Consider the following 13313-nt stretch of genomic DNA (forward strand, 5'->3'; position numbering starts at 1 on the left):
AAAAAGAAACAAGATTTATAAAAATAAATCTATATAATCAACATAAGGTAAAAGACAATGCTAAAGTTGCACGCAGAAAGATCCCTACCAATTCTATTCACAATGGGCTTTATGGTTCATTTAATAAACTTGTCCACCTACTTACGAAACGGAAAATTAGACCCGGGTCTGTTCATGTCGCCGCTCGTTGATTTTGGTCTATTCGTCGTAATGTTATACAGTTCTATTGCGCTCATCTGGGAATACAAAGTCTTCTTTAAAACCTACGGCTTTGATAAAAGCACCGGTCGTAAAATAGGTTATTGGTTGATAACCTATTATGTAACCGCCAGCATTCCCGGTCATCTGTATTATATGTACACCGCCGACTCGTCTTATTTTGCCTGGTTTCCGTGGTGGTTCAGCCCGCTTATCATGACCGTATATTGCTTGATAATCTGGTTTTGTTTTTCATTAAAGCCGAAAACTCAATCCTGAATTAAAACGAATTCAATTTTTAAAAAATTCAGAATGTCGCGTTGCCGATTTCGAAATTTTTCGAAATTGCTTATCTCGAATTTTAAATTTTAAGATTTGCGAATCGCTTTGATTTTTTTCGCTCGATCTCTCTCATCTTCTCGTGCCTGTTCTGAACCAAAAGCAAGGAAAAATTCCCATTTGTATCACATCCCTAAAATCAGGCACGTATTTCAAAGTAAAAACAAGTCCATTCTATAACGTGGCAAGATATTCTTTGGAGTTTCAGTATAATTTCGATAAGCGCAAACTTCTACCCTCTTCGCATTAACGATTGGTAAAATTGTTAGAATCAAAACTCAAAAGGATGTACAAGATGAAACGTTTCTTCCATGGCTCCCTCAAGAAATTTTCGGCGACATTGATTTCCTTCCTTCTTCTCGCGGTTCTTTTTACGACTTTCGAAATGTCCGCACAAGAAGACGAAAAGAAAACTCATTCCACAAAAAACATTGATATCACCGTAAAGGATAAAGATGGATACAATCACTTCCTCGTATTCACGAAGGTCATAACTCCGAACAACTCCTACATCGCTTACAACGTGGAATTTTGGATGAATAATTACGTTTACTCGGGAGGGGAAGAATTTTCACAGATTTCCTTCAAAGCCGGAAAGAAGAGTTTGAACGGAAGTTATTATAAATACGATGTCTCTTCCGGCGCCATCGTTCTTTACTTTTATATGAACGAAACCGCGGCCAAAGAACTTCTTACGAATTCCGGATCCGTCGATAAGATCACCGTATCTCAAAAGAATAAAACGGTTTCGGAATATACGTTAGCCACAAAAGACAATTTTAAGAAAGCGTTGAAAGAGATCACAGTCGCTGAATGAGTTCACGCGTTTTTCATGCAAAATTTGTAATTTATAAATAGAAACGAAAACGGCTCAAGCGATTACATACGAAATTTTTAAAATCAATCGAACAAAATCAATAGGAATCACAGCGTGAAACACCAATTCTTCTTCAAAGACGAATCTTCGGATAAATTCTGATCCGCATTTTCGCTTAGAGAATTTTGGACATAGATTTCTTCGAAGAAGTCTATCTCAACATCAACCTACGACACACGAGCTAAAGTTACAAACCTTGAGTTTTAAAAACACTACTCTACTCAATAAATCTATAGGATAAAACATGACATACTACTTAACGTATCAAGACGACAAGTCCGATAAATTCTGGAACATAGAAGTTTCCGGAACTTCGTTCACAGTAACCTACGGTAAAACCGGAACGAGCGGACAAACACAAACGAAGGACTTTGACAGCGAAGAGAAATGCCTGAAAGAGGCAAAGAAACTACTCAGTGAAAAATTAAAGAAAGGTTATGTGGAAGATTGGAAAACCTATCACGGCCTTATTTACAGGCTTCTGGGATCAAAGGATTTGGCTTCAGTAGCCAAATTATGTGAGCAAGCTAAACCGCTTATTCAATCGAACTCTCAAAAAGCAGAACTGGAAACTCTGACTGGTCGTTACTTTTATGAATTGGGAGAGTTTCAAAAAGCTAGAGAACATTATTTGATGGCAATAGATGCCAATCCGATGAATTACTCATCCTATGATCATTATACTATTTTATTAAACCATGAAAAAGATTATGCTGAAGCAATGTCGATGTATGGAAAAATGATCACCTTGTTCCCTTCATTTAAGACATTTCCAACTTACGGGATAGCTACGCTATATAGTAAATTAAATGATCCAGAGAAAGCTGTTGCATGGCTAAAGACATTTCTGGAAGAAAGAAAATCTTATCACTTGTTCAATCATGATGACTTTAAGGACATCAAAAACTCAACCGTATACAAAGCACTATTTAAAAAGTACTTTTTTGAAATTGAAGATGAAAACTATTCTCCTGAAGATATCCCTGAATCAGAAATGAATTATTTTGTTATAGAACGTGAAAACAATGATTCACACCCTCTCTTATCGTACTACGATGGCATAAGTTTTTTTTATAGATTTAAAGGGAAAAATTTCATCGCACCCTCTGACTTTAAGTTAAAGCTAAAGCTGGGAGCTCCGATTCCTAAAAAATATACTTTAGTTGATCATCATAGTTTGCCTGAGCCTGTCGTCTCCCAAAGAATAAAAAAAATAATTGACCAGCTTCCAGTTTGCAATATCAATTTTATTCCTGCTACTATCGATACACAACAAGAAACTTTCTCAAACTACTATGTTCTTCATGTAGCGACAATTCAATGCCTTGATGAAAAAAAGTCTGCTTTGACAATTCACCCAAGCGGACAGATATTCGAAGTTGATTCCATTGTATTAGATAAAACGATTTTAAAAAAAATTCCATTTGAAAGACGCGCTATATTCAAGATGTCCTATGGTTGTGACTATTATATAATACATGAAAGTATAGTTTCGGAAATTCAGAAAATTAGCCCTAAAGGTATTCGATTCATTTCTCTTTCAGAATATACAAGCAGTTCAGCTTTTGAGTGAGAAGTTGAAGAAGGGATACGTGAAGATTAACCTCTCACAAAAAAACGGAAAAAGTGCGTCTCCAAATGCCGAGATGTATTCCATAGGCGATTTTCTCAGTACGAGCGAGTTTCATGAAATTGTGGACATTGGTGAAAAATTATTGGATAAAATCTCAAAAGAAGACAAAATAATTGTTTTAACCAAGTTATGCACCGCTTGCGAATCGATTTTGATCGGCTTGACCGGAAGCGAAGAAAAAGGTTATGACCAACGACTCCAGGCGGCAACAGGATTGCCAAAACCAAAAGTCGTTTTTCAAAGAAAATTAGCAACTTACAAAAACCAACTGGAAAAGCTAAAGGTTGCAAAACCCCAAAACAGAGAACTGCTTAAAGAGATCATTTCGGAATTAGACAATTCGTACACAATCAACAAGAAAAGTCTAGATGAAGTTTGCACATCCATCAGAAAAATGAAAACGCTCGTTGGTGACGACGACGCACAACAAATCATCATCGATCATGTCTTGAGTCGTATGGAGATGTTTCTTGAAAAGGAACAAAAAAAAGATTTCCTACAGATATTGAAACGTGCTAAATGAACCTCCCTGCTGAATCTTGCGAAGATCAAAACACTTTGGTTAGACGGAAATCGGATTCCTCTCGTGGAATTGAAAAGCTGTAGGAAACGGAAATACCTTTAAAAATTCCGGAAGAAAATCTAGCAAAGTTTAAAAAACTAAGACCGAAAGTGAAGATTTTATTTTAAAAAACGAGAATCGTTCAAAATGTTTCGAATCAGTATCTGTTGTTTACGCAGAACTTAGAGATTTTTCTCAAATCGAACGACGTGTCACAGTTATGTCGGCCGACCATGGAAAAAACGGGTACGTTGAGGTACGGATCTATAGGAATCCTTCAGAAACTTTTTATTCGTCAAAAGGTTTTATGTAATATTTAAAATTATTTCCAGACGGTTTCTGAAGATTTGAAACAATAATTCAAATTTTTGTAATATAATCAATTTTTAATCACTTTAGCCAAACGATCCGGATAATCGCTGATCATTCCGTCAACTCCCGCATCCATCAATTTTCTCATATCTTCCGGATCATTGACTGTCCAAGGAATCACCGATATTTTATGGGAATGAGCTTCCTCTACAAACTCTTTAGTTACATATAAAAAATAGGGAGAAATAATGTCTGCTTTTACTTCCAGTGTCTTTTTAAGAACGTCTTGGCGTGTTCCATTTCCGAACCCCAATTTCATCATTATTCCTTGAAAATAAGTAAGAGAAAAAAGAGAACTTGTCTTAATTTTCGGATTTTTTTCTTTTACGAGAGGGAGTGCTTGTATGTAAAAAGATTGGATCGTGGTTCGATCTGCAACTTTCGCTTTTTCTACAACTTGGACCAATAAGTTTACGTGATCCTTTACTTTTTCAATGGAAAACGTCTCTTGATCTTCGTCCGGAAATTTTACTTCAATATTGAATTTTAATTTTGGCCGGTTCGGAATTTTACTTTCGATATTTGCAACAAGAACGAAAAATTCTTCGATCGTAATCAATTCGGTCCCGGGAACAGAAATTTGTTCGGGATATTTCGGATTCTTTTTCGTTCCGCAATCCAACTCTTTCAGCTCAGCAAACGTTAAGTCGTACAGAGAAATAGGAACGATCGGTGCTCCGTCCTTTTTTTGGCAAATCGTAGGATTCGTATCCAAATCGTGATGAATAACGATTTTCTTATCTTTGGTCAGAACCGTATCCAATTCCAAGGTGGTCATTCCATATCGAATCGCTTCTTCAAAAGCAGGCCAAGTATTTTCAGGCCTTAAACCTCTCGCACCTCGGTGGCCCTGTAGGTCCAAACTTTTATCCAAGGGTTTGTTGATAACCGGCGCATTTGAACAGGAATTTGCCCCAAAGTAAAGAATTAGAACGAATAATATTTTTAAAGAATAGATAGCTTTGATTTTTGTATTCATCTTAAGCGGATTTTTTTTCATTTTCAAATTGCGGGAAGCATTTTTTAAAAATCAATTTATGTTACTAAAGTTGTTTCAAAAACATTCTACGATGTTATACGACAGTATTTTAGAATAAGATAACGCGAGTTCGGCATAAAAAAATTAGAAAAATCTTTCTAAAAGTAAAAGTTCCTATATTTACGAAGATAGAACTCGGTTATCTTCTGGTTTCTAAAGGTTAAAAATATAGTAGTTCCCACATTTAATTTTATTATTTTGCGGAAGAGGTTAACTTTTAAAAAATGGGTTTCTTACACCAAACCCAAATTAAGATAGAGAATTTTTGAGATAACTCTAGTAGGAGAGAAATGTTTTTTAATACGAACCTTAAGGGTTCTAATTGGCATTTTAGGATTATTTAGATCGATCATAATCCCACATACCCAATTTACATCCAAAGAATCGTACAAACCAAAATCAACCCGACGTTGAATCTTTCCCAGTCTCGGAGATTTTATTCCAAAGACAAGATAGGATTTCACCTTTTTCGTTCGATTTGATGTATATATCTATCAGAGGTGGCGTATTTCAGCAGGTTGTTTCCGCCAGTTATTATGAAGTCCGTCCGCGTACCGAAGAGGTGCCGCAACCAATTCTTCAAGGTTTATATTATCTAATGTAGCTAAACTTACGCTGATAAACGCTCCACCTAGTTCTTCAAGATAACCTTCGGTAAACATTCTTACTCCGCAGTTTTTACAAAATTTATGAATCGCACTTTTTGTTCCAAATTGATAAGTTTGAAGTTCGTTTTCGCCGGAAAGTAAACGTAATGCTTCCGGTTTTACCATAGAACTCCAGTTTCTTACTTTGGAACAAAAAGAACAATTGCATTTGCTAGTTCCCTGGGAAAGATCAAGAACCAATTCGTAGCGAATCCTACCACAATGACAGCTTCCGTTGTAATTTTTTAAACTCATATCCTATTTCCTGAATGATTCATATTTCGTCGCTATAATTCAAAATGCCTTGAATTCAAACGGCTTCAAGAGAAAAAATTTTTCAAATAAATGAGATTTCCATAATAAAAGCAGAAAGTTTTAAGAAAATCGTTGAAAATTATAATATATTTCCATATCGGATAAACGATGTAGAGATTGATCATTTTCTTTGATTCTCCTAGGAGTTTATTTATCCCGTTTCACTTTAAAACATAGTATGCAGTGGTTGCTATAATTTTGATTGCAGGATATCGTTCCAAATACTACGAGATATCTTGCGGGCTAAAATGATAGCTTTACATAAATATAATATTTTTCTTCTATGTCCTTGCTCTTCCTATAAACATGAACCAAGGCGAAAACCCGGCTTTTTATCAATTACTACTCGGACGCGTCAAAATGGTACCAAAAATTAACAGGTGATTTTTGCAAAGATATAGAAGTCCTCACAAAATTGCGCCAAATTCGAAATCATTTGCTTTTTTGAAGAAGATCTAACATTCTAACTTTTGAAATAAATTTATTACAGAATTCTTTTTATACGTCCAAGTAGTAATCCTTCTTCTCTATATTTCTCAAAAGCTTTTTTCAATTGGTAAAAGGTTTCTCTTGATATTCCAAAATACCCACATGTTTTCGAGACATTACAGGATTGTTTGGCATGATTGTAAAACCTTCATTTTCTTATGAATACATCATTGGAAATCGGTTGCCATATTTACTCCTCAGTCTGGAATTTTACACTCTCCGAAATTGTTAGTTCCATACTTTTAAATTTATATTTAAGAATTGACTTAATTAAACAAATACTTTAATATGGTTACATGAATGCTTTTGCAGCTTTGTCAGACGATACGAGAAGAGAAATTGTGAAATTGGTGGCTAAGAACGGAGAACTTACCTCGACCGAGATAAGCCAAAATTTTAAAATGAGTCCACCCGCTATTTCACAACACTTAAAAGTATTAAAAGAGGCGAAAGTTCTTCACATGAAGAAAGAGGCCCAAAAACGTATCTACAGCCTTAACGACTCGGGGATGAATGAAATGGAAAACTGGCTATTAGATATTAAAAATCTATGGAATAAACGCTTAGATAATTTGGATAAATATGTTTTAAAAATAAAAAAGGAGAAATCCCGTGATAAAAAATAACGTTGAGACAATCATCAAAGGTAACAAAGTCACTTATAAGAGATACTTTGATGTATCAATCGATCTTCTCTTTGAGATATGGTCATCTCAAGAGCATCTTTCGCAGTGGTGGGGACCAGATGGCTTTACATTGACGATTAAAAGTATGGATTTTTCAAATGGTGGAATTTGGGACTTCATCATGCATGGTCCTGACGGACACGACTATAAAAACAGAATTCAATTTATAGACATTAAAAAACCTCATTACATTTACTATAAACATCTTGGTGATGGTGAAGGTGCTGAGGATGTAGATTTTCAATCGAAAATTATATTCGAAGAAGTTGGTGAAGGTACAAACCTAACAATGGAACAGATTTTCCCGAGCAAAGAAGAACTTGAAAGAGTTAACAACAAATATGGTGCAATTGAAGGTGGTATTCAACACATTGGCAAACTTGGTAAATACCTAGAAACACTTAAATAGGAACATAAAATCACATACTGGGGAATTCAATGACTGTATTTAGAGTTTGTCCCAAAGCTTATTTAAGGGACACTCTAAATAAAAACGAGACGGGTTATAATAGTCTTGGATGTATGGAGAGAACGATTGCGAAATAAAGTATAAAAATCGAACGCAATTGGCTGAGAACATCAAAAAAATTGAATCTATTTTTTTTAAAACCGCATGAAAAACGGAAACGATCATAAAACGAGATTCGTAATTAAAATCGGTCTCGATTTTGTCTAAAGTTTAAAAAGAAGATGTCAATAATTTACTCGATAAAAAATTCAGGGCCTTCAAGAGAAAGGCATTTTCGGGTTAGAATCAAAATTTTCCCAAAAAATCCATTTGTCCGGGTACAAAAGCCGTAAAAATTGGTACTCGGAAAGCTTTATGTCCCAAGTTAAGAGAACACCACTTTATGAAACTCACCGCGCCCTAGGCGCCAAAATGATTCCTTTCGGGGGTTGGGATATGCCGGTTCAATATTCCGGAATTATCGCAGAGCATAACGCAACCAGAGAGGCGGCAGGACTTTTCGACGTTTCTCACATGGGAGAAATTTTTATCACGGGTGAACCGAAAGTAGTTCTTGATTTCTTGGAATCGGTCACTTGTAATTCAATCGCTTCTCTTTCCGATTTTCAGGTTCAATACAACGCTATCTTGAACGAAAACGGAGGACTTGTAGACGACGTGACGATCTATAAATTCTCCACTGAAAAATATATGATCTGTTCCAACGCTTCCAACTACGAAACAGTGGCTGCGCACTTACTCAAATATCTACCCACATCCGGTGTCAAAGTGAATGACCAAAGTCCAAACTGGCACCAGATCGCTCTGCAAGGTCCGAAAGCAAATGAGATCTTATCTAAATTCTTAGATAGAAAATTGGATTCAATTAAATACTATCATTTCGCTCTTCTAAACCATCAAGGAGAAGAAATCATCGTCTCCAGAACAGGATACACCGGTGAAGACGGATTTGAAATTTATTCTTCCGTTCCTTTCGGTTTAAAACTTTGGAATGGACTTTTAGAATTCGGGAAACCTCAGGGACTCCTTCCGTGTGGGCTCGGCGCAAGAGATACTCTGAGAATCGAAGCAAAATATCCTCTTTACGGACATGAGCTCAACAACCAATGGACTCCGATCGAATCGGGAATCGGTTGGATTGTGAAGGAAAAAGAAAATTCTTATTTCTCTTCCGGGAAAATTCTTTCCCAAAAGAAAAACGGAACTAAATTTAAAATTGTAGCGTTCGCATTAACGGAAGCGGGTGTTCCAAGAGAAAACTTCAGAGTTTTAGATTCTCAAGGAAATGAAATTGGTAAAACCACGTCCGGTACATTCTCTCCTTCTTTAAAAAAAGGAATTGGTTTGGCTTCCATTCGAACCGAAAAAATCAAAGATGGCGAACCGATTCAGATTGAAATCCGCGAGCAACCCAAACAAGCTATCATAACAACAAAGCCTTTTATTCCGGGCAGTATCAGAAAAAATTAAATCAGGAAAAACGAATCATGGCAGAAACACAAGCACCCGAAGGTTATTTCTTCTCGGAAAAACACGAATGGGTAAAAGTAGAAGGAGACACGGCCCTTATCGGAATTTCAGACTTTGCTCAATCCGCTCTCGGTGATATTGTCTTTGTGGATCTTCCAAAACCAGGAAAGGCCGTTAAACAGTTTGAAACCTTTGGCACAATCGAATCGGTAAAAGCGGCGGAAGATTTATATGCGCCTGTCAGCGGAGAAGTAATCGAATCTAATTCGGCTCTTTCTAAAAACCCAGGCGACGTAAACGCAAAACCATTTGATTCTTGGATGATTAAGGTAAAAGGTTTCTCCACCTCCGAATTGGAGAAACTTTTGAGTCCAGAAAAATACAGAGCGCTCGTCGCCAAACTCGAATAACATCAAAGTCTAATATACGGATAGAAACAGATGAACATGAATTCCACGCTCCAGAATCAAAACATAACGAATCTTGAAAGGGTAAGTACGGATCCCTTGGATACTTTTCCAAGAAGACATATCGGGCCGGATTTACAGCAAATCAATAAGATGTTGAAAAAATTGGGACTTTCTTCTCTGGAGGAGTTAGTCGATAAAGCGGTCCCTGCAGGAATTCGTCTTAAAAAAGAACTGGATCTACCAAAGGCTTCCACTGAACACAAGATCCTTCAGGATTTGAAAAATATCGCTTCTCAAAATCAAGTTTTTCGTTCTTACATCGGAGCGGGTTATAATGCCTGTATTATTCCCAGCGTAATTCAAAGGAACATTCTGGAAAATCCGGGTTGGTATACTGCGTATACTCCTTATCAAGCAGAGATTTCCCAAGGTCGTCTTGAGGCGCTTTTAAATTTTCAGACGATGATTATCGATCTGACCGGGCTTGAGATTTCAAATGCTTCCCTTTTAGACGAAGGAACCGCGGCAGCAGAAGCGATGTTTCTCTCTTATTCCGTCCGCAAGAACGAAACCGCTAAAAAATTCTTCGTGTCGGAACTCTGTCATCCTCAAACCATAGACGTAGTCGTTACAAGAGCCAATCCGCTTGGAATCGAGGTTGAAATCGGAAACCACGAAATACTTGAACTGAATGAGGATTTCTTTGGGGTTCTTCTTCAATATCCCGCGACCGACGGAAGAATAATTGATTATACTTCTTTTATTCAAAGAGCGCATAACGTTGGAGCAATTTCCGCCGTTGCCGCCGATCTTTTAGCTCTTACCCTTCTTAAATCTCCCGGAGAAATGGGAGCCGATATCGCCGTCGGTTCCTCTCAAAGATTTGGTCTTCCTTTGGGATTCGGCGGTCCTCACGCAGGTTACTTTGCGACCAAGGACGAATTTAAACGGAGTATGCCAGGAAGATTAATTGGAGTTTCCAAAGATTCCCAAGGAAATCCAGGACTCAGACTTTCTCTTCAAACCAGAGAACAACATATCCGAAGAGATAAGGCTACGAGCAATATCTGCACGGCCCAGGTTTTACTTGCGGTGATCTCTTCTATGTATGCGGTTTATCACGGGCCGGAAGGACTCAAAGATATTGCGACTCGAATTCATAAATTTGCTTCAATCCTTGCAGACGCATTAAAGTCTTCGGGTTTTACAGTTTCAAACGATTTCTTCTTTGATACGATTACGATTCAGGCAGGCTCAAAAGCAAAAGATATTTTGAATAGGGCTCGTTCCGAAAGGATCAACCTAAGGGAATACGAGGACGGAAGAATCGGGATCGCGTTAGATGAAACTGTGAATTTTGAGGACATCGAAGATCTATTTAAGATTTTCCAAGTAAAGCAGTCGGATATAGAAAAACTTTTTTCAAATTCGGGAAATATTTCCGATTCCTTCAAAAGAAGTACTTCTTATCTAACTCATCCCGTATTTCAATCATTTCATACTGAAACGAAAATGCTCCGCTATATTCGTAAACTTGAATCTAGAGATCTTTCCTTAACAACTTCGATGATTCCACTCGGTTCCTGCACAATGAAACTCAACGCTACGACGGAAATGTATCCGGTTACTTGGCCCGAATTCGGAGCAATTCATCCGTTTGCGCCTTCTGAACAAACCAAAGGATACAAGATCATCTTTGAGCAATTGGAAAAATGGCTCTGCGAAATTACTGGATTTGCAGGAGTTTCCTTACAACCGAACGCGGGTTCTCAAGGAGAATATGCCGGTCTTTTGGCTATTCGAAGATATCATGAAAGTAGAAAAGAAGCCCATAGAAACGTTTGTTTAATTCCCATCTCCGCCCACGGAACAAATCCTGCGAGTGCGGCGATGGCGGGCTTTAAAGTTGTAGTTGTTTCCTGCGATCAAAACGGAAACGTAGATTTAGAAGATCTAAAAATAAAAGCGGAAGAACATAAAAACGACCTCGCCGCTTTGATGATCACTTATCCTTCCACCCACGGGGTTTTTGAAGAATCCGCAAAAGAAATCTGCCAGATAGTTCATTCTCGTGGTGGACAGGTTTATATGGACGGAGCGAATATGAACGCTCAAGTCGGATTAACAAGTCCAGGTGAAATTGGAGCGGATGTTTGCCATCTCAACTTACATAAGACTTTTTGCATACCTCATGGAGGAGGTGGTCCCGGAGTAGGCCCGATCGGAGTTGCAAAACACCTCGTTCCATTTTTACCCGGACACGTACTAATCGATAATACAACCGGTAATGAACACGGGGCGGTTTCCGCGGCACCTTGGGGAAGCGCGAGTATCGTCTTGATTTCTTGGATTTACATTGCTCTGATGGGGGCCGAAGGCCTTACAAATGCGACTCGGATTTCGATCTTAAACGCAAATTACATTGCAAAACGTCTAGAAAAAGCCTACCCGGTTCTTTACAAAGGAAAGAACGGTTTTGTCGCTCACGAATGTATTCTCGACGTAAGACCTTTTAAAAAGTCCGCTGAAATCGAAGTAGAAGACGTTGCAAAGAGATTGATCGACTACGGTTTTCACGCGCCTACAATGTCTTTTCCGGTTCCAGGAACTTTGATGATTGAACCGACGGAATCGGAGTCTTTGGAAGAATTGGATCGTTTCTGCGAAGCGATGCTTCTCATCCATCAGGAAATTGTAGATGTCCAAAACGGAACCTTAGATAAAATCGATAACCCTCTTAAAAATTCTCCGCACACCGCGGCAATGGCGACTTCGGATCGTTGGGATCATCTTTATCCCAGAGAGCGCGCAGCATATCCTGCTCCTTGGAGCAGGGATCATAAATTTTGGCCTTTTGTAGGAAGAGTGGATAACGTATATGGGGATCGGAATTTAGTTTGCTCTTGTCTTCCGGTGGAAAGCTACCAGTAATTTGTTAAACGAAGTCGTTGCACTTTTTTGTAAAGTAAAGGGGAACCAGTGAATATCGACTTCGAATACAATCGTCCTTGCATAAAAAAGCCGAGGAATCAGACCTCGACTTTTTTATTCGCACTTCAATCCTTAATTCGAATACGTCTTTGAGATTGAAAATAAAATATCTTCAATCTTTATTGATATCTTTTCAATGTAATTCATTTCAACGTTCCCAAAAATTCCATCACAAATCGAATGCCAATCTAAGAATATTTTATGCCGAAAGCCGCGGATCCTGATTTCAGGATCCACGCCTGACTGATTCCATTGCCCCGCCTTAGTAGTCACACCATCGCTCAACAGAAAAAGAAGAAACAAAGACGGCATAATGCAAAAAATCAAACTGAAATGCGTCTTAAAGCGCAAAAGTATTGATATAAAAAGAATTAAGAATGAATAATAAACCAAAAAGAAAAGAAATAAATTTCTATGATCATTCGGAGTTATATTCGAATCATCAAAAATCATAATAGGTCCTAAAATAAGAAAGAAAAGAATATGCCATTTCATCCTTCTTAAGATCAATCCTACAATCGTTATGAAATTTTGTTCAGGGTTAACGACTAAGCCTATTGCATAAACCGGAGCTGCAAAAGAAAAAAATATATAATTTGCCATCCAACCGGCAAACAGACAAGATCCTCCCCAATCCGTTCCGCCTTGTAAAAAGATAGGAATATTCGCAGTTGCGATTTGCCAGGGTTTGTATTTACCGCCTGTATTAAAAGCGATGACAATTCCCCAAGGAAGAATCAAAACTGGATGAGTTATCCAGGATAAAAATTTCATCGGTTCAGTCTCTTGGGATTGAATTCCAAAAAAAGCAGTTTA

At 37.7% G+C, this 13313-nt stretch carries 13 protein-coding genes; 9 read left to right on the top strand and 4 right to left on the bottom strand.

The features are described 5' to 3' along the window. Positions 1-57 precede the first annotated feature (57 nt). The 4 genes from LEP1GSC190_RS15855 (at position 58) to LEP1GSC190_RS15870 (ending at position 3570) form a co-directional block, all read left to right on the top strand. Positions 58-477: a hypothetical protein gene (locus LEP1GSC190_RS15855; RefSeq protein ID WP_081586279.1), complete on the top strand. Its 420-nt coding sequence runs from the start codon at positions 58-60 to the stop codon at positions 475-477. A gap of 355 nt (positions 478-832) precedes the next feature. Then, positions 833-1354 carry a hypothetical protein gene (locus LEP1GSC190_RS15860; protein ID WP_002747434.1) on the top strand — a complete coding sequence of 174 codons (522 nt, stop codon included), beginning with the start codon at positions 833-835 and terminating at the stop codon, positions 1352-1354. 304 nt (positions 1355-1658) lie between these two features. Next, complete coding sequence (locus LEP1GSC190_RS15865; protein WP_002747228.1) at positions 1659-2987, top strand: WGR domain-containing protein; 1329 nt, start codon at positions 1659-1661, stop codon at positions 2985-2987. A gap of 19 nt (positions 2988-3006) precedes the next feature. Beyond that, complete coding sequence (locus LEP1GSC190_RS15870) at positions 3007-3570, top strand: hypothetical protein (RefSeq protein ID WP_237578322.1); 564 nt, start codon at positions 3007-3009, stop codon at positions 3568-3570. Between the two features lie 418 nt (positions 3571-3988). Here the strand turns inward: LEP1GSC190_RS15870 and LEP1GSC190_RS15875 are convergent, their stop codons facing one another. From LEP1GSC190_RS15875 to LEP1GSC190_RS21225, 3 genes are all read right to left on the bottom strand, one after another. Next, a complete protein-coding gene (locus LEP1GSC190_RS15875; RefSeq protein ID WP_036035167.1) occupies positions 3989-4981 on the bottom strand; it encodes a glycerophosphodiester phosphodiesterase in 993 nt (330 codons plus the stop codon). 533 nt (positions 4982-5514) lie between these two features. After that, entirely contained in the window at positions 5515-5922 is a 408-nt protein-coding gene (locus LEP1GSC190_RS15885; protein WP_002747263.1) for a GFA family protein, read from the bottom strand. A 544-nt stretch (positions 5923-6466) separates the two neighbouring features. Beyond that, entirely contained in the window at positions 6467-6559 is a 93-nt protein-coding gene (locus LEP1GSC190_RS21225; protein ID WP_367191056.1) for a hypothetical protein, read from the bottom strand. A gap of 208 nt (positions 6560-6767) precedes the next feature. Here LEP1GSC190_RS21225 and LEP1GSC190_RS15890 point away from each other — a divergent pair, with 208 nt between their 5' ends. The 5 genes from LEP1GSC190_RS15890 (at position 6768) to gcvP (ending at position 12437) form a co-directional block, all read left to right on the top strand. Next, on the top strand, positions 6768-7097 hold the full coding sequence (locus LEP1GSC190_RS15890) for an ArsR/SmtB family transcription factor (RefSeq protein WP_036035171.1): 330 nt from the start codon (positions 6768-6770) through the stop codon (positions 7095-7097). Beyond that, a complete protein-coding gene (locus LEP1GSC190_RS15895; RefSeq protein WP_036035174.1) occupies positions 7084-7566 on the top strand; it encodes an SRPBCC family protein in 483 nt (160 codons plus the stop codon). Before LEP1GSC190_RS15890 ends, LEP1GSC190_RS15895 begins: the two co-directional genes overlap by 14 nt. Positions 7567-7980: 414 nt before the next feature. Continuing rightward, complete coding sequence (gene gcvT / locus LEP1GSC190_RS15905; RefSeq protein ID WP_036048149.1) at positions 7981-9096, top strand: glycine cleavage system aminomethyltransferase GcvT; 1116 nt, start codon at positions 7981-7983, stop codon at positions 9094-9096. A 17-nt stretch (positions 9097-9113) separates the two neighbouring features. Further along, positions 9114-9506 carry a glycine cleavage system protein GcvH gene (gcvH, locus tag LEP1GSC190_RS15910; RefSeq protein ID WP_002747329.1) on the top strand — a complete coding sequence of 131 codons (393 nt, stop codon included), beginning with the start codon at positions 9114-9116 and terminating at the stop codon, positions 9504-9506. Positions 9507-9542: 36 nt separating this feature from the next. After that, positions 9543-12437 (top strand): aminomethyl-transferring glycine dehydrogenase, encoded by a 2895-nt coding sequence (gene gcvP / locus LEP1GSC190_RS15915; protein ID WP_036048151.1) that lies wholly within the window; start codon positions 9543-9545, stop codon positions 12435-12437. A 132-nt stretch (positions 12438-12569) separates the two neighbouring features. On the opposite strand, the gene LEP1GSC190_RS15920 is transcribed toward gcvP, so the two are convergent. After that, complete coding sequence (locus LEP1GSC190_RS15920; protein WP_002747548.1) at positions 12570-13271, bottom strand: hypothetical protein; 702 nt, start codon at positions 13269-13271, stop codon at positions 12570-12572. Between the last annotated feature and the right edge of the window lie 42 nt (positions 13272-13313).

The organism is Leptospira mayottensis 200901116 (genome assembly GCF_000306675.2).
Taxonomy (GTDB): domain Bacteria; phylum Spirochaetota; class Leptospiria; order Leptospirales; family Leptospiraceae; genus Leptospira; species Leptospira mayottensis.